This window comes from Lactococcus taiwanensis (genome assembly GCF_014905395.1).
In the GTDB taxonomy this organism is placed as follows: domain Bacteria; phylum Bacillota; class Bacilli; order Lactobacillales; family Streptococcaceae; genus Lactococcus; species Lactococcus taiwanensis.
The window spans coordinates 1-23,723 of the sequence record NZ_BNDT01000003.1 but is presented as its reverse complement, the minus strand read 5'-3'; the positions used below and the strand labels follow the sequence as shown (position 1 = coordinate 23,723).

General features: G+C 39.9%; 20 protein-coding genes, 1 tRNA gene, 1 other RNA gene and 1 pseudogene. 4 read left to right on the top strand and 19 right to left on the bottom strand.

Annotated elements, in window-relative coordinates:
* Positions 1–12: 12 nt before the first annotated feature.
* The 6 genes from JKP71_RS04190 to ccpA all read right to left on the bottom strand — a co-directional run bounded on the left by JKP71_RS04190 (position 13) and on the right by ccpA (position 6,281).
* Positions 13–216: a DUF2969 family protein gene (locus JKP71_RS04190; protein ID WP_075525390.1), complete on the bottom strand. Its 204-nt coding sequence runs from the start codon at positions 214–216 to the stop codon at positions 13–15.
* A 132-nt stretch (positions 217–348) separates the two neighbouring features.
* Complete coding sequence (gene trxA, locus JKP71_RS04185) at positions 349–663, bottom strand: thioredoxin (RefSeq protein WP_075525389.1); 315 nt, start codon at positions 661–663, stop codon at positions 349–351.
* Positions 664–1,034: 371 nt separating this feature from the next.
* A complete protein-coding gene (locus JKP71_RS04180) occupies positions 1,035–3,365 on the bottom strand; it encodes an endonuclease MutS2 (RefSeq protein WP_200407137.1) in 2,331 nt (776 codons plus the stop codon).
* A gap of 37 nt (positions 3,366–3,402) precedes the next feature.
* The gene (locus JKP71_RS04175; protein WP_200407136.1) at positions 3,403–3,963 is read right to left on the bottom strand and encodes a CvpA family protein; all 561 of its coding nucleotides are present in this window, start codon (positions 3,961–3,963) and stop codon (positions 3,403–3,405) included.
* Between the two features lie 210 nt (positions 3,964–4,173).
* Positions 4,174–5,139 carry an NAD(P)/FAD-dependent oxidoreductase gene (locus tag JKP71_RS04170; protein WP_075525386.1) on the bottom strand — a complete coding sequence of 322 codons (966 nt, stop codon included), beginning with the start codon at positions 5,137–5,139 and terminating at the stop codon, positions 4,174–4,176.
* 143 nt (positions 5,140–5,282) lie between these two features.
* Positions 5,283–6,281 carry a catabolite control protein A gene (ccpA, locus tag JKP71_RS04165; protein WP_075525385.1) on the bottom strand — a complete coding sequence of 333 codons (999 nt, stop codon included), beginning with the start codon at positions 6,279–6,281 and terminating at the stop codon, positions 5,283–5,285.
* Positions 6,282–6,496: 215 nt separating this feature from the next.
* Here ccpA and JKP71_RS04160 point away from each other — a divergent pair, with 215 nt between their 5' ends.
* On the top strand, positions 6,497–7,585 hold the full coding sequence (locus tag JKP71_RS04160) for a M24 family metallopeptidase (protein WP_200407135.1): 1,089 nt from the start codon (positions 6,497–6,499) through the stop codon (positions 7,583–7,585).
* Between the two features lie 107 nt (positions 7,586–7,692).
* Here the strand turns inward: JKP71_RS04160 and JKP71_RS04155 are convergent, their stop codons facing one another.
* From JKP71_RS04155 to JKP71_RS04125, 7 genes are all read right to left on the bottom strand, one after another.
* A complete protein-coding gene (locus JKP71_RS04155) occupies positions 7,693–9,531 on the bottom strand; it encodes a cell division site-positioning protein MapZ family protein (protein ID WP_200407134.1) in 1,839 nt (612 codons plus the stop codon).
* Between the two features lie 113 nt (positions 9,532–9,644).
* Positions 9,645–10,799, bottom strand: a complete 1,155-nt coding sequence (locus tag JKP71_RS04150) for a THUMP domain-containing class I SAM-dependent RNA methyltransferase (protein WP_200407133.1) — start codon at positions 10,797–10,799, stop codon at positions 9,645–9,647.
* A gap of 66 nt (positions 10,800–10,865) precedes the next feature.
* An RNA gene (gene rnpB, locus JKP71_RS04145) (RNase P RNA component class B) lies at positions 10,866–11,232 on the bottom strand.
* A 79-nt stretch (positions 11,233–11,311) separates the two neighbouring features.
* Positions 11,312–11,701, bottom strand: a complete 390-nt coding sequence (gene gpsB, locus JKP71_RS04140) for a cell division regulator GpsB (RefSeq protein WP_075525381.1) — start codon at positions 11,699–11,701, stop codon at positions 11,312–11,314.
* 53 nt (positions 11,702–11,754) lie between these two features.
* On the bottom strand, positions 11,755–12,759 hold the full coding sequence (gene holA, locus JKP71_RS04135) for a DNA polymerase III subunit delta (RefSeq protein WP_200407132.1): 1,005 nt from the start codon (positions 12,757–12,759) through the stop codon (positions 11,755–11,757).
* Positions 12,756–13,340: a hypothetical protein gene (locus tag JKP71_RS04130; protein ID WP_200407131.1), complete on the bottom strand. Its 585-nt coding sequence runs from the start codon at positions 13,338–13,340 to the stop codon at positions 12,756–12,758. Before JKP71_RS04130 ends, holA begins: the two co-directional genes overlap by 4 nt.
* A complete protein-coding gene (locus JKP71_RS04125) occupies positions 13,337–15,625 on the bottom strand; it encodes a DNA translocase FtsK (RefSeq protein ID WP_200407130.1) in 2,289 nt (762 codons plus the stop codon). Before JKP71_RS04125 ends, JKP71_RS04130 begins: the two co-directional genes overlap by 4 nt.
* Positions 15,626–15,791: 166 nt before the next feature.
* Between JKP71_RS04125 and JKP71_RS04120 the strand changes: the two genes are divergently transcribed.
* Complete coding sequence (locus tag JKP71_RS04120) at positions 15,792–16,577, top strand: Cof-type HAD-IIB family hydrolase (protein WP_200407129.1); 786 nt, start codon at positions 15,792–15,794, stop codon at positions 16,575–16,577.
* 48 nt (positions 16,578–16,625) lie between these two features.
* Here JKP71_RS04120 and JKP71_RS04115 read toward each other — a convergent pair whose 3' ends face one another.
* The 3 genes from JKP71_RS04115 to udk form a co-directional block, all read right to left on the bottom strand.
* Positions 16,626–17,018 (bottom strand): hypothetical protein, encoded by a 393-nt coding sequence (locus tag JKP71_RS04115; RefSeq protein WP_075525376.1) that lies wholly within the window; start codon positions 17,016–17,018, stop codon positions 16,626–16,628.
* Positions 17,019–17,148: 130 nt separating this feature from the next.
* Positions 17,149–18,132: a phosphate acetyltransferase gene (pta, locus tag JKP71_RS04110; protein ID WP_075525375.1), complete on the bottom strand. Its 984-nt coding sequence runs from the start codon at positions 18,130–18,132 to the stop codon at positions 17,149–17,151.
* A gap of 217 nt (positions 18,133–18,349) precedes the next feature.
* Complete coding sequence (gene udk / locus JKP71_RS04105; RefSeq protein ID WP_075525374.1) at positions 18,350–18,970, bottom strand: uridine kinase; 621 nt, start codon at positions 18,968–18,970, stop codon at positions 18,350–18,352.
* Between the two features lie 248 nt (positions 18,971–19,218).
* Between udk and JKP71_RS04100 the strand changes: the two genes are divergently transcribed.
* Positions 19,219–20,199, top strand: a complete 981-nt coding sequence (locus JKP71_RS04100; protein ID WP_200407128.1) for a Gfo/Idh/MocA family protein — start codon at positions 19,219–19,221, stop codon at positions 20,197–20,199.
* 79 nt (positions 20,200–20,278) lie between these two features.
* A tRNA-Arg gene (locus tag JKP71_RS04095) sits at positions 20,279–20,351 on the top strand.
* Positions 20,352–20,395: 44 nt separating this feature from the next.
* On the opposite strand, the gene JKP71_RS04090 is transcribed toward JKP71_RS04095, so the two are convergent.
* The 3 genes and pseudogenes from JKP71_RS04090 to JKP71_RS04080 all read right to left on the bottom strand — a co-directional run.
* Positions 20,396–21,496: a lactate oxidase gene (locus tag JKP71_RS04090; RefSeq protein WP_200407127.1), complete on the bottom strand. Its 1,101-nt coding sequence runs from the start codon at positions 21,494–21,496 to the stop codon at positions 20,396–20,398.
* Positions 21,497–21,519: 23 nt separating this feature from the next.
* Entirely contained in the window at positions 21,520–23,313 is a 1,794-nt protein-coding gene (gene spxB, locus JKP71_RS04085) for a pyruvate oxidase (RefSeq protein WP_200407126.1), read from the bottom strand.
* Positions 23,314–23,562: 249 nt separating this feature from the next.
* Positions 23,563–23,723 (bottom strand): annotated as a pseudogene (locus JKP71_RS04080) (Asp23/Gls24 family envelope stress response protein); the annotation flags it as partial.

Below are 23,723 nucleotides of genomic sequence, written 5' to 3'. Positions count from 1 at the left end.
CAAAATAAGAGATTAAACAGATAAATTATAAGCCTTAATGCCTTCTTCAAGTGCTTCCTCAAAAGTTCGTACGACCGCTACTTCTTTACCTGATACCTTCACGACAAACGTTCCAAATTCTTCTTTAATTTCAGCAATGGTTTTTTTACCGCTTTTAATGACCGCACCGTCAGTAGTGTCAATAATCTCAAGTTCTGTATCTTTCTTCTTTGACATCGTCAACTCCTTTGTTTCGTTGTATTTTTGCTTTAACAATCATATCATTTTCCGCTCTTTTTGTCACGCCCACTTTAGAAGTCATAAACACCTTGAACAAAAAAATACTGACAGGGCTGTCAGCATTTTTTATTATGATAATTCAGCAATAGCAGCTTTAAGTTGTGCTTTTGTTTGAACACCAACAATGCGTTTTACTTCTTCACCATCTTTTTTGAACATCAATGTTGGGATAGACATAATGCCAAATCCTTGAGCTGTTGCTGGGTTTTCATCAACATCCATTTTGCAAATTTTAAGTTCTGATTCGTCAAGTTCTTCGGAAAGTTGTTCCAAAATTGGCGCTTGCATGCGACATGGGCCACACCAAGTTGCCCAAAAATCAATTAAAACAAGCCCTTCTTTTGTTTCTTCATCAAACGTTGCATCAGTAATATTATATTCCATGACTTTCTCCTTCGAAGTGGTTTTTTTACTTAGTAAGACTATTTTAGAGTAAATTCCAAGGAAATTCAAGGAAAGAGATTTTCAGCGCAAAAGCCCACCTACCAAAAGGTAGATGGACTGGATGACATCAACTCAGAGCGGTTGCTCAATACGACTTTGCAACGGAAGAACTTTAAATCCACCTCCCCGTCTTAAACAACCTGTCAATGATTAGCCATCATGAGGTTATTACGGCTACGTTTGCCCACGACGACTCGGAACAAGCGAAAGCGTATTGAGTTTCTCTGAGATGCAACCTCGTTTAACTATCTTTATTGTAGCAAATTATATAGAATTATACAAACAATTTGCTTTTTGGTTATTGCTCCTTCTTATTTAAGGATCGCAATAGTTGCCCCAGAACCCCCAGCATTGATAGGTGCATAGTCGTAAGACTTGATATGACGATGCTTTTGTAGTTTTTTCTGCACCATCTCGCGAATTACTCCGGTACCAATCCCATGAACAATCGTAATCTGGATAAGATTAGCTAAGAGGGCTTGATCGATATAGTTTTCTAACTCTAGCTCGGCTTCTTCATAACGCATCCCTCTTAGATCAAGTTGGGCCTTAACTTTACTCGTTACTTTTTTATTGACATTTTTTGTTTTTGTTTGTTTTTGCGCTTCAGTTTCTATTAGTTCAAACTGATCTTCTGACAGTCGCGTCGTAATAGCGCCCATCTGTACAGTCCAACGCCCATCTTTTTCAAGGCGAATTAATTTACCAGGTTGACCATAAGAGATGACATTGACCTGTGCCCCCTGCTTGAGTCCACGCTGTGCTTTTGCTTTTTTGAGGACTTTATTTTTACTGAAGTCAATGGTTGGTGCTAAGGCCTCAAGCTCAGCTCGAGCAGCAATGATTTCATGGGGCTTCAGTGCAGCCTTCTCATTAAGATTTTTCAAAATCTCTTGCGCTTCAAGACTTGCTTTTTTCACAACTTCTTGTGCTTCTTTATGCGCTTTTTCAAGTTCAGATTCTCTTTGACGATTGACTTGCTGATAAACTTTTGTTAAATCCTTGTGTAGGGTAAGATTCTCGCGCTCAATCTGTTTAATATGGCGCGTACGCTCGATTACCTCATGCGTTTTTTCCTCAAGTTTTTGGATCATCTCATTGACATCATGCTCGCTATCTGAGAGTTGATCACTTGCTTGATGAATAATATCCTCAGAGAGTCCCAAACGCCGAGATATTTCTAAGGCGTTAGAACGTCCAGGTACGCCCAACTGTAAATGGTAAGTAGGTTGCATTTGATCAATATCAAATTCCATGCTGGCATTAATAACCTGATCAGTCTCTACCCCATAGGCCTTCAACTCAGGGTAATGGGTGCTCGCCATCGTTTTCACTTGACCAGCACGCAGTTTTTCAAGGATAGCTATTGCTAACGCTGCTCCCTCTTTAGGATCTGTCCCAGCACCCAACTCATCAAAGAGGACTAAACTCTTTTCATTCGCTTCACTCAAGATTCGGACGATATTGGTCATATGGCTTGAAAAAGTGGAAAGACTTTGCTCAATTGACTGTTCATCCCCAATATCAGCAAAGATTTCATCAAAAAGATGGATGCGACTCCCTTCACTTGCTAAGATAGGAAGTCCTGACTGAGCCAAGGCGGTCAATAATCCAACTGTTTTCAAGGTGATGGTTTTCCCACCCGTGTTAGGCCCCGTAATGACAATGGTATTTAATTGCGCATCAAATTTGATATCGTTAGCGACAACTACCTTTGGATCAATCAACGGATGGCGTGCCTCAAAAAGGATAATATCTTTTTGTGTCACCATTTCAGGCAAAGTAGCCTTATGGGCTACAAGATAAAGATACTTGGCCCGAATAAAATCAATATGCCCAATCAACCAAGCATTCTGACGAAGTTCTGGGGTAAACGGTTTAAGTTGAACCGAAAGTTCGCGATAAATTCGCGTCATTTCATTTTTTTCTTCCATCCGTTTCTGATTGAGTTTGTTATTTAAACTCACTACTGCATTGGGCTCAATATAGAGCGTTTGTCCTGAGGCAGACATATCATGCACCACGCCCGGAATCTTATTTTTATTCTCCGCCTTAACAGGTAAAACCTGTCGCTCATTACGGATGGTGATGACATTTTCCGATAAAGCAGAAAGATTCTTATTTAGCAGCTCTTGCATAATCTTGCGAATCTCTGCCTGGTGCGTTTTGATTGCACCGCGAATATGCATCAACTCTGGGCTAGCATTATCATATAAGCTCCCCGCGTTGTCAAAAATCTCGAGCATTTTCATCAGTGCTGACAGGTCTGTCAGTTTGTCAAGGGTCACATCCAAAGCGGGAGTTTCAACGTTTTCAGCTTCCGCAAAAAAACGGGTGATATTCAAACCCACTTGAATTACTTTTTTAATCTCAACAAATTCTTTTCCATTAAGACTTGCTTCAAGTTCTAAGCGACGTAGAATCTCACTTAAATCAGTAGTTTTTGAGAGATTAAGCAGACCATTTTCTTGCGTTAAGCTTTGAAAATCAGCGACTTCATCAAAAAGAAGTTGAATTTTAGAGGCATCGGTAAGAGGGACTAATTCTGCCAATTCTTTTTTCCCTTGGGCAGTGGTCAAGTTTTCCAAAAATTGGTCTTTGACCTTATCATATTCTAATATTTGGAGTATTTTTTTATTCATAATATTTTTTCAGCTTAAATAATTAAAGCTAACATTTCTATGCTAGCGGATTGATATGGACAATATTTTCGATAAATAAATTTTGTAAAAGATCCGAAGTTATCGGGGTATGTAAAACCATCAAGCGGGCAAGCCCACTCGCGTCGATATGACTTTGTACAGTTGCCAGTGGAACAAGACTCAGGGTAACAAGCAACATCTGTAAACCAAAATAAGTGGTAGTTATGCTTAAGACACCAGCAATAATTTTTCCTTGCTTTCCTAGTGGGCTTAGTGTAATTCTTATAAAAAGGCCTATCAAACGAACGACTACATAAGCTAGTGTAAAGATAATCAAGAAAGAGGCACCAGCATAGAAAGCTTCATCCAATTGGAATAAGAGGTTATCACTAAACAAAAGAAGGTGAGAGCCTTCAGTTGCACTTGAAAAAGGCACCCAAATACTAATCTGCTGTGCTAATTCTTGATAGTAACTTCCTGCGATGAGCGCTGCAATCACAGTCCCAACACAATAAATCAACTGGAGGAGCAAACCTCGAGAATAGCCCACCATAAAGGCCCAGACTAATGCAATAACAATAATTAAATTTAAAATCATCTGAATTTCCTAATATTTATATCTGTGCAATCTCACCTGAGATTAAAGATGAAGCGCGCGGTTATTCGCTTACTTCATTTATCGTCTTCTATTATAACATTATAACATAACTTATAAAAAGCCTCTGGGCTTGTTCGTTTTACTGATCCGTCCATCAGCAGACTTTTAAGGATAAAAAAACGTCTTCTTTAAGTCGACGTTTTATTTTTCTTAAAAAATCGAGGAAGAATGCCCTTTTCTTATGGCATGATCTAAAGTTAAAACTTGGGTCATCGCATTGATAGCTAACACCGCTTCCCCAAAACCAACTGACATCAGAGGGACTTTACCTTCATAATCACTCGCATCACCCGCCACATAGAGCCCTTCGATATTAGAGCGCATTTGGCGATTCGCCGTCACCCGACCATTACGGGTCACTTCTAGCCCCTCAATCAAATCCAGCTGGTTCGTCAAAAAGCCATAATTGACAAGAATTTTATCTACTGACAGCTCTGTCAGTAAATCAGACTTAACTTTTTGAAGCTGGACACCTTTTTCTGTAAATTCTGAAAGGGTATAGGGAGTGTGGAGCTGAATAGAGGAATCTTCTAGACGCCTTACTGTATGCTCGTGCGCCCGAAAAGAGGTCCGACGGTGAATTAAATGAACTTCTGAAGCTACTTTTTCAAGCATCAATGCCCAATCTAAGGCTGAATCTCCCCCGCCAAAAACAGCAACTTTTTCGCCTTTGAAAGCTTGTAAAGAAGTGATAAAGTAAGAAAGTTTACCAGAAACTTCCAGTGCTTCCTCACCCGTCACTCCCAACTTACGCGGTGTTAATAAGCCCGCACCAGTGGTTAGAAGGACCGCTTTTGCTTTTCTGACCGCCTGGTCAGTAGTAATCGTAAACCCAGTGCTCGTTTTTTCTAATTTTTGAACAGCTTCACCTAGAAAAAGACGGTGGGGAATTTGCGCCAGCTGCTCCAAAAGATTACGTGTCAAATCAGCTCCAGTAACTGCTGGTAAGCCCGCAATATCATAAATTAATTTTTCAGGATAAAGATTTTGCGGCTGGCCGCCCGCTACCTCTGCTGATTCGATGATTGCCACAGACAAGCCCCGCATTCCCGCGTAAAAAGCTGCATAAAGGCCAACAGGACCTGCACCAACAATGATTAAATCAATCTCTTGCATTTCAAACTCCTTGAGTAAATTCGGAGAGCACCCCAAACTAATTTTTATCGTCTTTCTATTATCACGACTTTTCCTCAAAATGTCAAATACTTTTGACTTTGGTTCATTATTAAAAAAAAACAACCCATTGCTGGGCTGTAATTTTATTTTGTAGAGTGGCGAGAAATAATCTCGTGATCCAAGACTAATTGATTCTCATCCACTTCTTCTTTAAGCATTAATTTGGTCAGCAAACGCATCGCAACAGCACCTAAGTCATAAAGAGGTTGATTGACTGAAGTCATGCGTGGGTAGGTATATTGTGTGATTGGAGAATTTGCCCCAGCGATAATTTCAAAGTCTTCTGGAACATTGATTCCTTTTTCCATCAAAGCTGACAACAGACCAACTGCTGTAGTATCTTGAGCGACAACTGCTGCCGTTACCCCTTTTTCAAGCAGACGTTCCGCCAAAGCTCTTCCTTGCTCATAGCTATAGTTGCCTTCAAAAACAAGCCCTTCATCAAACTCAATCCCTGCTTCAATCAAAGCTTCTTGATAACCAACCATACGTTCAGTATTTTCAGCATCTTTCAGTGATCCCATGATATAAGCAATTTTTTTATTGCCGCTATTGACCAATTTTGTTGTGGCTTGATAAGCTGATAAATGATAATCAATATTGACAGAAGCCAACTCTTTATCACCATCAATCGTTCCAACTAGGACAACAGGAGTACGTGCATTTTTAAGAGCCAAGCGCACTTTTTCATCCAAGGTTGAACCCATATACACAATCCCATCAACCTGTTTTGATAAGAATGTTTCTAACACTTTTTCTTCTTTTTCAACATCATTATCACTGTTAGCTAATATCATGTTGTATTTGTACATGGAAGCGATATCATCTACTCCGCGTGCAATAGCTGCGAAGTAAGTTGAAGTAATGGTTGGCAAGATAACACCCACTGTTGTTGTGCGTTTGCTTGCCAGTCCGCGAGCGACTGCGTTGGGACGATAATCTAGTTCGGCGATTGCATCCAAAACCTTCTGCCGTGTCTTTTCTTTAACGTTTGCATTACCATTTACTACACGGCTGACTGTTGCCATTGAGACTCCGGCGACACGTGCCACGTCGTAAATTGTTGTTGTTGATTCTACCATATTTTTGGCTAACCTCTTTCTTATTTTTTGATTACAGTATTTATGAAAACCATTTTCATTTTTAAATTATATCATGAACTGTAAACCTTTTCAACCATAAAAGGTAGGATTTAACGTGATTTTTTGAGAAAAATAGCGTAAAATGGAAGTAAGATGCTTTTTAATTATGAAAATGATTGAAAAACTCATTTTTTACACTTTCAGGAGGACACTTTATGACTAAAATTGAACGCATAGCGACTTATCTCAACGAGAAACAAGTTGACATGACCTTCATCACTAACCCTACTACCTTAAACTACTTAACGGGGCTAGAGATTGATCCACACGAACGTATCGCAGGACTCATGATTTTCCCAAATCATGCCCCTATGCTTTTTACACCAGCTTTAGAAGTTGAAAAAGCTAAAACTCATACAACTGGCTTTGACATTTTCGGATACGAAGATGCTCAAAACCCTTGGGAAGTTGTTAAAAATCATGTGAAATCCGAAGTTAAATCAATTGCGGTTGAATTTTCAGATATTCCTTTAGCTAAAACTGAAGGCTTGAAAGCACAATTTGGTGATATTAATTTTGTGAATTTGACTCCTTTGATTGAACAAATGCGTTTGATTAAGTCAGCAGATGAAATTGAAAAAATGAAAGTTGCTGGTGATTTTGCTGACAAGTGTTTTGAAATTGGTTTTGCCACTGCTGCTGAACGTCATGGTGTGACCGAATCTGATATCGTTGCAAAAATTGAATACGAAATGAAACGGATGGGTGTGCCACAGATGTCATTTGACACGCTTGTTTTATCAGGAGCTCGCGCTGCTAATCCACACGGTGCACCTGAAAATGTTGAAATTCAAGAAAATAAACTTTTGCTCTTTGACTTGGGTGTCATGAGTGGCGGATATGCTTCTGATGCGACACGTACCATCGCAATTGGTCAACCTAATGACTTTGATGCTGAAATTCATAAAATCGTTAAGGAAGCTCAACAAGCAGCCATGGACTTCATTAAACCTGGTGTAACTGCACATGAAGTTGATGCTGTTGCCCGTGACTTAATTACTAAAGCAGGTTATGGTGAATATTTCAATCACCGCCTTGGACATGGTATCGGAATGGACGTTCACGAATATCCATCTATTGTTGCCGGTAACGACCTCGTCATTCAAGAAGGAATGTGTTTCTCTAACGAACCTGGGATTTATATTCCTGGTAAAGTAGGTGTACGTATTGAAGACTGTCTTTACGTAACAGAAAATGGTTGTGAAAGTTTCACGCATACCAATCATGACCTCATGATTTTTTAAGCTTTAGCTTTTTCCTCTCCAAAGCTTACTTACGCTTAAAAGAAATACTGACCATCTGGTCAGTAAACAAAAAAGCCTTATCCTGTATGGATAAGCTTTTTTTATCTTCAATAATCTAAATTATCAGAATGACCAGAGCCATTTCCAACAAAATAACCCGTTTTTGCATTAATCGAAACGAGATAAGTTCCATTTGGTGCGTAGAGGTTGTAGTAACCACTGACGATTCCAGCAGGAAAACCTTGTGTGCCATTTGTGGTATGAATAGCACTTGGTACTAGGATATAGTCATTCCCTGTGATATAGCCGCGATCACGCGCAATATTTAGTACTTTTTCTTTAATGCCTGCTCCCCAAGTGAAAGCAGGATCAGATGTATTCACGCCCGCTTGGGGTTGCACACGTGCCTTGGCCGTTTCAAGAGTTACCCCTGCCGAACTTACACCTTCTGAATTTGTTGTTGATGACTGACCACTGTTTTGACTGGCAGAACTTGTATCAGCTGCAGATGAGGACGGAGTAGTCGTACTTCCTGTATCTGTGGCACTTTGAGCGGTTGATGAAGCGACAGCTTTATCTTGTGATGTGGAAGCTGCTGCGCTTGAAGCTTTTGCCGCGGCTTGAGAACTACTTGCTTTAGTTTTTTGTGCTTGAGCCAAATCAATCGCTTGTGCTAACAGTTTGTTGAGGGTAGCGTTAGCTGTCTTAGGAGTTTCAGGGATCTTAACATCCTTTACAATTTGGACTTGCTTATCCAATTTACCATCGGTGATGGCCGGTTTAGTGAATAGAGCATTTACTTTCTCAATAGCTGCGATTTGTGTTTTCAAGTCCTCAGTCTCGGAAACTGCGCTGGCCCAAGCCGTTGCTGTCTTGTGAGTATTTACTAATTTTTCAAGTTTTGGCAATGCGCTAAACTGGCTATTTTTCAAAGCTTCGTGAGATTTATCTGTGAAAAAGGCCTCATATTGGCTTTTAAAATTATCCAAGTCCGAACGACTACTAGAACTTGTCTGCACTGTTTTCGGTTTTTGATGGGCATTATATTGCGCAAAACCAACAGCGCCTGCTGCAATCAAGACAAGGGCGCATAGTCCAATAATAATAGGAACTTTCCGCTTATTACTTACGGGCGCGACTTTTTCTTGGGACGTTTCAACTTCTGGTTCACTTTTTGCTTCATCAGAAGGTGTGACAGTTTGATAAGGCACTCCAGCTGGTTGGGATTCAGCTTGTGGGGGAACCAATGGGGTAACTGTTTCCCTAGTTTCTTGCTCACTGTCGTTAGCTGACATAATAACTGGCGAAACTGGGGAAGACTGATCCTCTACTGCTTTTTTGTCTTCCCTCGCTTCAGTTTCATCTGCAACAGCTGGCTTAGTCTCTTGAGGGGCTTTATCATCAAGGCTTGAATCGCTGATGGCGCCATCAGCCATAATGACGGGATCTAAGATCACTTCTTGCTTTTCATCAGAGGAATCTAACTGATCTTCTGCAGAACTTTTTGAGTCTCCCCTATTTTCTTGTCTCTCTGGCTCAACTTTTGTTTCTTTAAGAGCTTCCTCTGCTTGTTCAGAAGTCGTCTCTGATAGCTCGACAGATTGCTTTTCTTCTTCTGGCGACGAGGACAGCGTACCCTTTAGCTCAGTGGTATTATCAGTTCCTTCTGTGGAATGAACGTCTGGAGTTGCAATTTGCTCCCGCTCATTTTGAATAAAATCATCCAAATTCTTACTTTTGGCTTCTTCTATTTCTCCGCGATGCTGGCGAATGTATTTATCCAAAACAGATTCATTATCTTGATTTTCTTGATCCACACGCTTTGATTGCTCGACAATCTCACCAACTGTAAAATCTTGCAAATCTTGCAGTTTCAGTGTTTTTTCACCAATTTGCTTTGTTCTATTTTTATTTTTGTTCTTGTTTTTATTTTTTTTGTTTGACATTTCTCCTCCGATCAGACCAACTTTTATTCTATAAGAGCTAAAGCATGGTCCAAATCCTTTGAAGTCTTCTTAAAATGAGCTTCTTGGCCACTGACAGACCTGTCAGTAAAATTTTATTTAATCCGCTTGCCAAAGTACATATACAAGTCAGTACGCAAAGTCCCATTATAAAGCTTACGCTTCTTGGTTGCTTTTGCACCAAAATGTTTTTCAAAATCAACATCACTCGTCAAAATATACTTGCTCCAAGTTTCAAGAGGGGCAAAGGTTTTGCCCATCTCACCATAAAGCGTAGCGACCGCTTCTTCATCCTCGAGGCGCACGCCATACGGTGGGTTCGACACAAGCACACCGTCAAGTTTTTCAGTCTGAAAATCTTGCAGTCGCATTTGTTTATATTTTATCACATCTGAAAGGCCCGCCGCAAGCGCATTGCGTTTTGCAATTTCTACCATACGGCCGTCAATATCAAAACCTTGTATATCCAAGTCCAAATCTGTGCGCACTTGTTTTTGGGCCAACTCTTTTTCGTGCTTGAGAATTTCTGCATCAAACCAAGGCCAAGCCTCAAAAGCAAAGTCACGTTTCAGTCCTGGTGCCATATTTAATGCCAACATTGCTGCCTCAATCGTAAAGGTCCCAGAACCACACGTTGGATCGACAAAAGCACGGCGGGGATTAGCCAACCAATTGGTCAACATCACGATACTCGCTGCCATATTTTCTTTCAGTGGCGCTTCCCCTTTTTCCGAACGATAGCCACGTTTAAACAAAGAATCACCTGTTGTATCAATCATCACCGTTGCCACGTCTTTGTGCAGAGCAATTTCAATTGAAAATTTAGGGCCGTTTTCTGGAATAGGTACACCTTCAGGTCGATGGAAAGTCGTTTGCAACTTTTTAACAATCGCTTTTTTCGTGATCCCTTGCACTGAAGGTTCATTATGCAGCGTTGATTTGACCGATTTTGCCTTGCTGACTGGAAATTGGCAGCCAAAAGGAATCAATTCTTCCCACGGCAACGCATAAACCTGCTCAAACAATTCTTCAAAAGTACGTGCTTTAAACTCACCAACTACGATTTTCACCCGATCAGCAGTACGCAGCCAGAGGTTTGCTTTAGCAATAGTAGCTAAATCTCCCTCAAAAAATACCCGTGAGCGATCATCAATCGCCACATCAGTGATATCCAGATTGCGTAACTCACGTGCAACCAAGCTCTCAAGTCCAGCTGAAGCCGTAGCTAATAATTTAAATTTTTTTATCATTTCTTAGTATCCAAATTCTATTTAAAAAAAGCTGAGGCTAAAAGCCCCAGCCTGTGTCATACAGTTTTCTATAAGCCATGTTTTGTTCCGGTCTCTACGACCTTCGATAACCATCTGTCTGCTAAAATACAAGATTTTAGCCTCGACCACGCCTTCATTTCGGCTAGTCAAGTGCCCCGACCATAAGTTTGGGTTGCTCGCTTGAGGGGTTTACCACGTTCCATTCTTAGAGTTTCCTCTAAGTCTCGTCTCTATGGCACTTTTACAGGCTTACTTACGCATATCAAAAGACTTAGCGCTTTGGCCAGCCGTTAGGCATGACGCTCCTACCCAGGTTTATTGTTTCACCTAGCACAAACACTACGGACATCTCAGTCCGTGCGAGCATGGACTTTCCTCACGACTCAAAAAAATCGCGCGATTATCCGAAAACTATTTTTATTACTCTTATTGAGGTCCTGACCTTATGCAGGACACTCAACTTATCCATTTGCAATAGGATAAGTTACAAACTAATCATGCTCACTAGCAATGCCATTTGGCCCAAAGACAGCTTGTTCCAAACGATTAATCCGCTTCAACAAATCAAAGTTACTTGGATTACGTACTTCAACTTTTGGTTTATTAGAACGTGTTTGTTGTAATAACTGACTCGGATCAAAGCGTTGCGTATCATCAAGATTAGCTTGGTTGGGTTTAGAAACTTGCATTTCTAACTCAGCAATTTTTTTCTTTAAAAATTCATTTTCTTCTTGTAAACGTAAAACCTCTGTCTGATAAGCTTCATAGTCAGCAATCACGTCATCAAGGAGTTCGTCGACTTCTTCTTTATCGTAACCACGCATCTTTGTGGAGAAGTCTGCTTCATAAATATCTTTAGGCGTAAATTTAAATGTTGGCATTTTTACCTCTTCATCATCATTATAAAATGTCCGTTATTAATCATACCAAATTTTCAGATTTTTTTCAAGGTCAACCTGATTAAAGTAATATCAAAAAGATAAGCCTTATCTGCCAAACTGGTTTTAATCGCATAGTCCAATTCAATTAATTCAAGCAGGCCTTTTTTCAATTGAGACAGTGGCAACTTCCGGACTAACTGGTTGGCTAATTTTACTGGATAAGGGTGCATTTTCAAGTAGGAAACCTGCTGATTTTCTTGCCAGCTTTTTTCTTGAAAGAGTTTGACCTGCAGATATAAACGGTAAGAATTTGTCAAAATCGCCAAAATTTTGATTAAATCCTCACCCTGTAAAGTCAAGTCATGCACGAGTGCACGTGCCTCAGTAATTTTCCCTTTGAAAATTAAGTCAGTTAAGGCAAAGATATTATCTTGTAGTGATTTGGGAACAACTTTTTCGACATCCTCCACCGTGACCTCGCGTCCAAGTGCATAAGTTTCGACCAAATCAATATTTTGCTTCATGACCGAAAAATTATCGTTTGACTTAGTTGCAATCAAACTTAATACCGCTTTTGATAAGCTACTTCCTTGACTGAAATAGTGAATTAATTCTTGACTCTTTAATTCACGCGCTTCAAGGAGAGTTGCCTTAGCTTTTAATTTTTTTACAACTTTCAGACGACTATCTAACTTCCCATACAGAATTATCACAAGTTGGGTTGTCTCTGCCGGATTGTCCAAAAAACTTTCAAAGCGCTTCATCTGCTTTTCATCAAGAACGCTCTTTTTAACCGTTGTTAAATTGACCAAATTGTCCAAGATTACCAACCGAGAATCTGAGAAAAAGGGTAACGATTCCAAATCTTCAAGTGCTAAATCACTGTTGTTAGGGGTTAAGTCATAATAAGCCTGACTCAAATCCGTTGGTTCAAAGTTCACCTCAGACAAGAGTTGCTTTTTCAATTCGCCCACTATTTCGGCTGACTCGCCAAAGATAACTAAAATCTGCGGCAGGCCTTTTCTTTTGATTTCATTAAATTCATCAAATACTGTCATTTATACCCCCCTCCTAATATTTTTAAAGTAATCACAAATAAAACCATTACAAGAATGAATAGAGCAAGGATTAATGCCCACACTTTCGCCATCTTTACAAAACCCGGCTCCGCATTTTTGATTATTTCATCATTGGGCAGAGCAATTCGTTCTTCCATTGATTTATATTTTTCATCCGAGTCAAAAGTGACATAGCCCCCACCGATAAAGCCATCATCTTCCGTCATTTTATTTCCATACAAAGCATCATTCCATGTAATCGGTCGATAAGCTTCAACTCCTGGAATAAATTTTTGTGAAGAAGTGATATTTTTATCTGCCTTTAATTCTTCATAAAGTGTTCTGACTGGGGCTTTCATGCCACCTTTTAAAATCTCATCATCAGCAGGACGATTCCAAAATTCTAAGCGCATATAAAGCTGGCCTAAGATTTTTAAAACTGGTTCTTTGCGTTCATTTAAAATCAGGGCATCGGCTAGAACGGCTTTCTCCTGCTTGGACAATTTTTTATTTTGCTCATCTTCGCGTAAAATCTCATAAATTTGCAGAAAAAAGTGATGGTAATCTAGTTCTCCACTCATTCCTCTCCTCCAATGAACTCACCATCTGGACTAACAAGGACTTTACGAGGCGTCGTTCCTTTAGCAGGGCCAACAATTCCTTGCGCTTCCAATTCATTCATCAAATCAGAGGCGCGATTGAATCCAACTTTTAAAGCACGTTGCAATTGAGCCGTTGAAGCTTTTTGAGCCATAATAACCATATTTCGTGCTTCTTCAAATAAGGGGTCACCAGAGCCTGTATTTGAAGCGCCCGCACCAACTTGACTCTCATCTACCTCACCGGGGTCAAAGCTTTCGTCATACTGAGCTTCTGATTGGTCTTTAATAAAGGTCACAACAGATTCGACATCATCGTCAGATAAGAAAGCCCCTTGCAAACGAATCGGATGATTTTCATCAATTGGTTTAAAGAGCATATCACCACGACCTAGTAATTTTTCAGCCCCATTAGTATCTAAAATTGTTCGTGAATCTGTTCCAGATGAAACAGCAAAGGCAATTCTTGAAGGAACATTTGCTTTAATTAGTCCAGAAATGACATCAACAGATGGACGTTGCGTCGCAAGAATCATATGAATCCCTGCTGCTCGTGCCTTTTGTCCCAAACGAATAATGGCATCTTCCACTTCTTTACTGGCAACCATCATTAAATCGGCTAATTCATCAACAATGACTACAATCAAAGGAAGTTCAAGCATTTTTTCATCTGATTCTGCATTATATCTTTGGACTTTTTCATTATATCCCGCAATGTTACGAACGCCATAACGACTAAAGAGTTCATAGCGTTCTTCCATTTGGTCAACAACTTTTTGAAGGGCACGTGAAGCTTTACGTGGATTTGTTACGACAGGAATCAATAGATGAGGAATATCATTGTAAACAGAAAGTTCGACCATTTTAGGGTCAACCATCAGAAACTTCACTTGACTCGGCAAAGCCTTCATCAAAATTGAAGTAATAATCCCATTTACCGCTACAGATTTACCTGAACCAGTGGAACCTGCGATGAGTAGATGAGGCATTCTTGTTAAATCAAAAGTTCGAATACCACCGTCAAGCGATTTTCCAAGTGGAATTTCCAAAAGTTTAGCGGGATTCGTTTTTCCACCGTCCCACATTTCCCGAAAACCTACAGTCGCTACTTCAGCGTTCGGAATTTCCACCCCAATCAAAGATTTTCCAGGAATAGGGGCTTCGATTCGGATATCTTTGGCAGCCAATGCTAATGCCAAATCATCTGAGAGATTGACAACGCGTGACACTTTCGTTCCAGTGGCTAATTTGATTTCATATTTTGTAATTGATGGGCCGACAACGGCAGATTCCACATTGGCAGTGATTCCAAAAGAGCGGAAAGTTTCTTCTAAAATTCCAATGTTTTTACGAACATTTTCGCGTTCCCCAGCCTGATTTTTGACAGGTATCTCTGCAAGTAAATCAATTGTTGGGAGCTGATAGTTTCCTTCATAAGTCTGACTACTGTTAGTTTCAAAATGAACTTCATCATTTTCATCTTCTTTAGGATAATTTTGTTCAAAATCCATCATATTTTCTGTAACGGCAGTTGTTGAATCAGGAATGTTAATAGGAACCTCAGCGGGTGCGCTAGCAAATAAAGCATCTCCTTGTTCTTCTCGAGGAGCTAGGAGTGCCTCCTCCTGCGCATTTTTTTCAGCCTCTAAGGCAGCGAGCGCTTTAGCCGCCTTTTTAGCTTCACGTTTTTCTTGGTGTTTTACTTTCCAATGAACCAAACGCTCGTGAAGGCTTTGACGTATCTTCGGAAATAGTCCTGGTAAAAGGAGGTAAAGGGCAGCAAGCCAAAAAACAACCGCTAAAATGTAAACACCTACTACAGAAAACAGAGCCTTCGCTGGTCCAAAAATGGCCGCTCCAATCACTCCTGAACCTACAAAATAAGTCACGCGACCAGCCGTTAAATCTGCTAAGATAAGGTGCAACGTTCGCCCAAAACTAAGCCCTAATTGAATTTGAAAGACGAGCATCAGCCCGATAAAAGCAATGCTAATAGCTGGGATAATACGTTTATTATCTTTTAAAACATTCTTCTTGAAAACCATGAGAAACATCATAAGGACCACTAACAATAAAAACAAAATCGCTAATGAGCCCACAAAGAGTCGGACAAGGTTATAGATTAGAACCCCTACAATCCCGAGACGAGCGAGGGCAAATAATATTAAGATAAGCGCAACAAAAAAAGCAATCATTTTTCGGGTAGCAGCTTTTTTTTGTAATTCTTTTTTTGTATTTCTTCGTGTATTTTTTTTCTTCGTAGCCATTTTTATATTTTACTTTCAGGTTCTTCTAATTTTAAAAAGGTCATCAGGTGCTGGTTCAAAATAGAATACTCTTTGCTTTGCTGACCAGCCTGTCAGAGAAGACTAGCTCTGGCATCTGTGGATAAATCTACTTACAATTATATCATAAATTTGATACAATAAAATTATGGAAAATATCAATGATTATAAGGCTTTAGCCTTCTTTGACCTCGATGGAACTTTGCTCAATGCCCAAAGTCAATTAGATCAAGAAGTAATTGACGGAGTACATCGGATTCGAGAAAACGGGATTTTACCTTTCATCGCAACTGGGCGAGGACATTTTGAGCTTGAGGCAATCATGGAGCAAACTGGCATTACCGGTGCGGTTGCCATGAATGGTCAGTATATTGTTTTAGATGGTAAAACCATTTACAAAGAAGAGATACCGACATCCAGTGTGCAAAAATTACTCCAAGCTTCAGAAGCACAACGTGAGGCCCTCTCTTTTTATGACAGCCACGGTTACTGGGTCAACGCTCTGACTGATTTTGCAAAAAAAGCCTATGCTTACACGCATATGCCAATGCCTGAAGTCGATGCCACGCGCTATCTTTCTCAAGAAGTCAACATGCTCCTTGTCCTCACAAATCAACTCAGCCAGGTTGATTACTACAAAGAAGCCGTGCCCGAACTGAACTTTTTTATGAACTCACCAAGTTCAATTGATGTCACCAATCGTACAACAAATAAAGGAACTGGGCTACTTCATGTTAAAGATGTCCTTGGTTTTGAAGGGGACACCTTTGCTTTTGGAGATGGACGTAATGATTTGGACCTTTTTAAAGCTGCGGATTATCGTACTGCAATGGGAAATTCTGTTTCAGAATTGAAAGAACTTGCTGATTTCATTTCTACAGAAAATACTAATCATGGCATTATCAATGCCTTTAAGCACTGGGATTTAATGTAAAATACTTTATTTTCATTTATAAAAAGCACCTGTTGAACGCGGTGCTTTTTATTTTTCTACTTTTATTTCTTGTTGCTTAAACACATAACTTAAAACCAGGCAAATCGCAATGGGCAAGGTAATCAAAAGACCAGCTCCATTAAATAGCGACGCCAAGCCATAAAATATGCCAACTATCAGTAAATAAAGACGCCATCCCCTAGAATGATGGAAGCGAATAAAGGCTATCCAATTTAATATCACTAGTAAGATGAGAACACCCGCAGCGATGATCAGAGCTGAAACTAACATATTCATCTCTAAACCAGCATCTTGCACATCTTGAATTACCGCAGAAGAATTTCTCATGAGAAAAATAAACCAAAATCCTGCTAAGGCAATCAACACAAAAGCGGTGAAGATAAGATTAGCAATTAAGGCAAAAATTTTAGATTTTTTCATAGCTGCTCATTTCATATTTTGATTTTACCATTATAACATTTTTAAAAGAATTAAAAAATCCTCCAAGAATGAAGGATTTTATTAAAAACGGCGTTCATCATTTACTGACAGCACCGTCAGTAAGTCAGAATTAATCTTTTAAGGCTTGTGCCGCTGTAATGATGGCTAATTTATAGACATCTTCTTCATTACAGCCACGTGAAAGGTCGGATACCGGGGCGTTTAAGCCTTGTAAGATAGGACCGATAGCTTCAAAATTACCGAGACGCTGTGCGATCTTATAACCAATATTTCCAGATTGAATATCAGGGAAGATAAAGACATTGGCTTTCCCAGCTACAGAAGATTCAGGTGCTTTTTGACGAGCTACCGCAGGAACAAAAGCTGCGTCGAATTGGAGTTCGCCATCCAGTTCGATTTCAGGATGATTTTCTTTGACAAGCTTAGTTGCTTCTACCACTTTTTCAACATCTTCAGATTTACCAGAGCCCTTTGTTGAGAAAGAAAGCATCGCTACTTTAGGATCGATGTCAAAGAGGGCTGCTGTTTCAGCTGAAGCCACAGCAATATCTGCAAGCGTTGGCGCATCAGGTTTGATATTAATCGCACAATCACCAAAAATATATTTTTCATTATCGTCACGCCCACGTACCATAATGAAAGCTCCAGAAACAGATTTAACACCTGGCTTTGTTTTAATAATTTGGAGTGCTGGGCGGACTGTATCCGCAGTGGAGTGAATTGCTCCAGACACCATACCATCTGCAATACCCATATAAACCAACATGGTACCAAAGTAATTAGGGTCTTTCAAAATTTCGCGCGCTTGCGCTTCGGTCGCTTTTCCTTTACGACGTTCAATGAAAAGTTCTACCATTTGCTCAAAGCGATCACAATTCATTGGATCATAAATTTGAAAACCTTCAGGATTAATCCCCCGCGAAGTCAAAGTTGCTGTTACTTCCTTGATGTTTCCAATAAATACTGGTGTGACCAATTTGTCCGCATAAAGTCTGTTGGCCGCCCCCAAAATACGAGCATCTGTACCTTCTGGAAAGACGATTCTAAGTCCTTTTCCGCCGATTTTTTGTTTTAACGATTCAAAAAGTTCCATTTTGAAATTATCCCTCACTATGACCCTGTCATAGCACGCCGCTTTTTAAAGCGACTATCCTTTCTGCAAATGTTACGAAACAAGTATAACACACTTTCACAAAAAAAGTAAGCATTACCATTGTTGATTTATCAGGAAATAACTTCACTTCTCTTGAAGATTATTTCACAAAATTGTTCTTAGCAAAGTTAAAAGAAAAAACCTGTCTCAAACAGGCTTAATCATTCAAAATACTGGCAATCTTTGTTGTAATAATATCGACCCCTACCGTATTTGAAACTCCCTCAGGAATAATCACATCCGCATAACGCTTGGTAGGTTCAATAAACTGATGATACATCGGTTTGACAGCATCCAGATATTGAGTAATGACCGAATCCAAAGTCCGTCCACGTTCTTCAATGTCCCGACGAATACGACGAATAATTCGCACATCATCATCTGTGTCCACAAAAATCTTGATATCCATCAAATCACGTAAACGTTCATCTTCAAGGACTAAAATTCCTTCTACAATCAACACATCCACAGGTTCCTGACGATAAGTGTCCTCAGAACGCGTATGGCGAGCATAATCATAAATGGGAATATCAACAGCACGCCCTTCTTGTAGTTCCTTGAGTTGAGCAATCAGGTAATCTGTATCGAAAGCCAACGGATGGTCGTAATTTGTTTTCGTGCGTTCTTCAAAAGTGAGATGGGATTGGTCTTTATAGTAGCTATCATGTTCAATCATAGCGATTCTCTCATTAGAGAATGTCTCTAAAATCGCATGCGAAACACTTGTCTTACCACTAGCCGAACCACCAGTTACACCGATAATTAATGTTTTTTTCAAAATATGTGCCTTCCTGCAGAATAAATTCCACCGATTAATTGCACACTTGGGTCACAATTAATTCAAAAATTTTTCCTATATATTTTACCACATTTTATCAAATTTTGTCATTCACTTACCAAATCGTCAGTACACTGATAGTTCAGCAGAGGTACTTTAGTATAATTTTTGATATAATAGAGGTAGATTTTGACAGAAAATAGAAGTCCTTCTGATGAATTACTTCTGCCCCATAAAAGGAGATTAGGATGTTAAAACTTGGTGTTATCGGAACGAGTTGGATTGCTCGCTCTTTTATTGATGCAGCCCATCTGACTGAAAAATTTAAATTTTCAGCGGTCTATTCTCGCCGACTTGAATCCGCTGCGCGTTTTAGCGCTGATTTTGAAGAGATTGAGCAGTTTGATCAGTTAGAGCAATTTTTTGAGGCCCATTTAGATGTAATTTATATTGCAAGTCCCAATGCCTTGCACTTTGAACAAGCAAAAAGTGCACTTCTTGCAGGGCATCATGTAATTGTTGAAAAACCAGCTTTTTCAAATCCTTCGGAACTTTTGGAAATCACGAAATTGGCTGAAGAAAAGGACTTACTTTTCTTTGAAGGCGCTCGTAACATTCACGAAACAGCTTTTACTACAATCAAAGACTTTCTTGCTGACAAGACTGTCAAGGGTGCGGACTTTACCTACTCCAAGTATTCTTCAAAAATGCCAGCACTTTTGCAAGGAGAGCTCCCCAACAAGTTTAATGCGAAATTCTCAGGAGGGCTTCTTGCCGATCTCGGCGTTTATCTTTTATATGCAGCAATTTTTTGGTTTGGTAAACCTCAGAAAGCGACATATGACGCCGTTATTCTACCTTCCGGCGTTGACTTATCAGGTGTCGGTATACTTGATTATAGTGAGTTCAAAGTCGCTATAAAATGTGCCGGAAATGTCAATAGCTACTTACCAAGCGAAATCTACACAGAAGATGGAACATTGATTTTAGATGGAGTGAATGCAATCACATCAGCAACCTTCGTCAACTTAGCGGGCGAAAAAACAAGGCTAGATATTACAGCTCCTAAACATTCTCTTTATGATGAAGCAAACGAGTTTGCAAAACTCCTTGAATCTCATGATACGACAACCGCTAAACACCTTCAAAGCTATGCCAAAGCTGTTGCAGAAACTTCTTATGAAATGCGGCAGAGTGCTGGTATCGTCTTTACAGCAGATCATCAATAAACATTTTGTTTCACCCGTTACTGATTTAGAGGGCTTACCTTTAGTCCTTTCTCTGACAGCTCTGTCAGTAACTTTTTACGGTCCCTTAGTTAAATTGGATATAACTACCGCCTCCTAAGCAGTGGTTGCCAGTTCGATCCTGGCAGGGGCCATATCAAAAAAGACACACTTGTTGTCTTTTTTTATTTACTCAAATTTAATCCATTAAGGGAGTATGTTTAACTGCATCAATCGTTTTTGTACCTGCAAGTTGCATCGTAATGCTTAGCTCCTTATTAAGGTGTTCAAAAACCGCCTCAACTCCTTGTGCTCCACCAAGATTTAAACCATACAGAACTGGACGTCCAATAGCGACCACATCTGCTCCAAGTGCTAATGCCTTGAATACATGTGAACCACGTCTGATACCACTGTCAAAAATAATCGGAACCCGATGGTTTACTTGCTCGGCAATAAGAGGTAACACCTCTATTGATGCTGGTCCTCCGTCAAGCTGTCTTCCACCATGATTAGAAACCCAAATTCCATCAGCCCCTGCTTCAATGGCTTCAGCAGCATCGATAGGAGATTGGATACCTTTTACAATAACAGGGAGATGAGTGAACGCTTTAATTTTTTGGATATCTTCCATCACTAACCCTTGTTTAGCAGCTGCATAAATCTCACTTATCCCTCTCCCTTTCCCGTCACTTTCAGAAAAAGCTGCAAGATTAGGCATCGGAAGCGGAAATTGAAAATGGTTCACAACATCTTCTTCACGGTACCCTCCCAACGTAGAATCAGCTGTTAAAATGATTGCCTTAACTCCTGCAGCCACCGCCTTCGCTAAGAGAAATTCATTAAAATGATCATCCTTACTCATATACAATTGGAAAAATTGTGGTGCTCCAGGGGCAGCCTGAGCAGCTTCTTCAACCGCAGTACTGCCATAGGTACTAATAGAGAATATTGACCCTATCTTTGCTAAAGCCTTCGCCGTAGCAACTTCTCCCTCTTCATGAGCAAGTCCTTGAGCAGCCACAGGAGCTTGTATGATAGGTGTAGTCAACGGTATTCCAAAAAGAGAAGTTGATAAATCTGCATGATCAATCCCTCTTAAGACACGTGGCATTATTTTCTTTTTATTGAATGCTAGGGTATTTTCTCGCATGGTCCACTCATCCTCAGCACCACCTCGAATATAACCAAAAGCTCCCCCATTTCCTGCAGCTTCCATACTTTTTTTCACTCTAGCTTCAAGTGATTGCAAGTTGATAATTTCAATTTTTTTATTTTCTTGACTTGTTTGATATTTCATTTTTTTCTCCCTGATCCTTAAATTCAAAATCCACCTTGTTCAATTGAATCATGATTATTAAGCCCCTCTTCTTGTAAATACTTAGAGAAAGGTTCCAATAGCTGAGCGTGATAGCGTGCTTTAAACGCTTCAATTTCCTCATTAGAAAATTGTTCAGGTTCAAGTTTGAGTGCTTCTACAGGCAAAGGACTTTCATTAGTTATCTTGGCATCAATCAAGACCGTTTCCCCTGAGTCAGCAAGCTCTACCGCTTGTGCAAAAACTTGATGAAGTTCTTCTAAGTTGGTGACGGTAAAACCATGTGCTCCCATCGCTTGAGCTACCTTAGCAAAATCAATCCCTGTAAAAGCTACACCTAAATATCCTCTATTCGTTGATTCTTGCTCATCCTTAATAAATCCATATTGCTGATTAGAAAAGACCACATTAATAATCCCTAATTTTTCTTGAACTTGTGTAGCCAGGTCTTGCATAACCATCGAAAAAGCACCATCTCCTGAAAGAGACCAAACTTGTCGTTCGGGAAAATCAAGTTTAGCAGCGATAGCTCCCGGTAACCCGATCCCCATAGTAGCAAACAGCCCTGAAGTTCGCCATTGTTGCCCTTCCTTGAGATGCAGATGACGTACCGAAGTCATCGTGACATCCCCTACATCTACTGAAAAGAGGGCTTGCGGTTTTGTCACTTCGTTAAGAGCATGGTAAACCTGATAAAGTGTCAGTGCACTATTATTGAGATCATTTTCTAAATGATCCGTATACGCTTTCCAATTGTTAATATTCTTCAGATTAGCACGATACCAGGCACTTTCTTGTTTTTGTGGCACTTCATCCAACAAGCTAGCCACTACCTTTTGAGCATCTGCCAAAATAGTTAACTCAGTTTGTTGGCGTTTGCCCAAATGAGCGGGATTGATGTCCACTTGGATGACGTGTTTTACATTTTTGAACATATTGGTAACGTCAATAAAGGGTTGATTAGTTCCAAGCATTAAGATCGTATCAGCATTTGCCACTGCGTCATTAGCAGGTTTCCTTGCCACACGAACAGCAGAACCTAAAAAGCCTTCATATTCATGATCAATAACATCAATTGCCAAAGCAGAAACCATGATCGGTGCTTGAACCTTACGAGATAATTCAACAAGAGCTTTTCCTGTCCCACGTGCTCCAATCCCCGCAAAAATTAGCGGACGTTCCGCCTTGCTTAAAATTTCAGCAGCTTTATTAATTTCCGCTGGTTCGGGTGCCGCAAACTTTAGGGGTCTATAAACTTGACTAGCGTCAAACCACCCATCTGCTGGTATTTTTTCCCAACCAAGATTAACGGGGAGCTGAACCACTGCAACACCATGCTTACTATAAGCTTGTCTAATGGCCTCATCAATAATATGAGGAAGAGAAGCTGCTGTCATCACCACGCGGTGATATACCGCCACATCAGCATAAATTGGATCCTCATTCATCTCTTGAAAAGTATCCATATTCATACCCGTTGTCCCAAATTGACCGACAAGGGCTAACACTGGAGCTCCATCCTCACGTGCATCATAGAGCCCATTTAACAAATGAGTCCCTCCAGGTCCTGCAGAACCAAAAGCTACACCAATCTCTCCAGTAAACTTGGCATGCATACTTGCTGCCATAGCACCAACTTCTTCATGCCGTACTTGAACATAACGAATTTTTTCCCTTTCCTTATCTAATGCGTCCATTAGAGAATTAATGGATCCACCAGGAATTCCATAAATATGGCTCACACCCCAATTTTCAAGAACTTTTACAGCTGCAACACCTGCTTCAATTTTATTTTCCATTGATAGCTCCTTTCTTTCGTTTACATTTGTAAACTATAAATATAGTATACTCCTTCTTAAAGAAAAGTGCACATATTTTGTCATCTTCTTTTAGATTTCTTTAATCACACAAAAATAAGGAAGAATTTCTTTGTGTCAAAAAGTCTCCCACTTTTTGACACAGTATTTATTTTCAAGGTTGAATTTTTTTTAATAAAAAATTTATAACTAAAAAACCTCCCTTTTAAGGGAGGTTTTTTAATATCATTGTTAGTTGACCCGGCCTTTTTCAGGTGTCATATCATCAACTTTGTCTTTCACTTTATCTACTTGTTTAGAAGTGAATTTACCAGTGCTTTGTGCAGCACCTACCACACGGTCTTGCACTGTGACTTCATCCTCTTCTTGTTCAGCTTTAGTTTTGATATCCG

Excerpts from the sequence above, each read along its gene's own strand:
- JKP71_RS04130 (WP_200407131.1), bottom strand. The coding sequence starts at position 13,340 with ATGAGTGGAGAACTAGATTACCATCACTTTTTTCTGCAAATTTATGAG.
- JKP71_RS04170 (WP_075525386.1), bottom strand. The coding sequence starts at position 5,139 with ATGCAAGAGATTGATTTAATCATTGTTGGTGCAGGTCCTGTTGGCCTT.
- JKP71_RS04090 (WP_200407127.1), bottom strand. The coding sequence starts at position 21,496 with ATGAAATATCAAACAAGTCAAGAAAATAAAAAAATTGAAATTATCAAC.
- holA (WP_200407132.1), bottom strand. The coding sequence starts at position 12,759 with ATGACAGTATTTGATGAATTTAATGAAATCAAAAGAAAAGGCCTGCCG.
- gpsB (WP_075525381.1), bottom strand. The coding sequence starts at position 11,701 with ATGCCAACATTTAAATTTACGCCTAAAGATATTTATGAAGCAGACTTC.
- JKP71_RS04120 (WP_200407129.1), top strand. The coding sequence starts at position 15,792 with ATGGAAAATATCAATGATTATAAGGCTTTAGCCTTCTTTGACCTCGAT.
- JKP71_RS04100 (WP_200407128.1), top strand. The coding sequence starts at position 19,219 with ATGTTAAAACTTGGTGTTATCGGAACGAGTTGGATTGCTCGCTCTTTT.
- JKP71_RS04160 (WP_200407135.1), top strand. The coding sequence starts at position 6,497 with ATGACTAAAATTGAACGCATAGCGACTTATCTCAACGAGAAACAAGTT.
- JKP71_RS04190 (WP_075525390.1), bottom strand. The coding sequence starts at position 216 with ATGTCAAAGAAGAAAGATACAGAACTTGAGATTATTGACACTACTGAC.
- JKP71_RS04115 (WP_075525376.1), bottom strand. The coding sequence starts at position 17,018 with ATGAAAAAATCTAAAATTTTTGCCTTAATTGCTAATCTTATCTTCACC.
- JKP71_RS04150 (WP_200407133.1), bottom strand. The coding sequence starts at position 10,799 with ATGATAAAAAAATTTAAATTATTAGCTACGGCTTCAGCTGGACTTGAG.
- JKP71_RS04180 (WP_200407137.1), bottom strand. The coding sequence starts at position 3,365 with ATGAATAAAAAAATACTCCAAATATTAGAATATGATAAGGTCAAAGAC.
- trxA (WP_075525389.1), bottom strand. The coding sequence starts at position 663 with ATGGAATATAATATTACTGATGCAACGTTTGATGAAGAAACAAAAGAA.
- JKP71_RS04125 (WP_200407130.1), bottom strand. The coding sequence starts at position 15,625 with ATGGCTACGAAGAAAAAAAATACACGAAGAAATACAAAAAAAGAATTA.
- JKP71_RS04155 (WP_200407134.1), bottom strand. The coding sequence starts at position 9,531 with ATGTCAAACAAAAAAAATAAAAACAAGAACAAAAATAAAAATAGAACA.
- JKP71_RS04175 (WP_200407136.1), bottom strand. The coding sequence starts at position 3,963 with ATGATTTTAAATTTAATTATTGTTATTGCATTAGTCTGGGCCTTTATG.
- spxB (WP_200407126.1), bottom strand. The coding sequence starts at position 23,313 with ATGGAAAATAAAATTGAAGCAGGTGTTGCAGCTGTAAAAGTTCTTGAA.
- ccpA (WP_075525385.1), bottom strand. The coding sequence starts at position 6,281 with ATGGTAGAATCAACAACAACAATTTACGACGTGGCACGTGTCGCCGGA.
- pta (WP_075525375.1), bottom strand. The coding sequence starts at position 18,132 with ATGGAACTTTTTGAATCGTTAAAACAAAAAATCGGCGGAAAAGGACTT.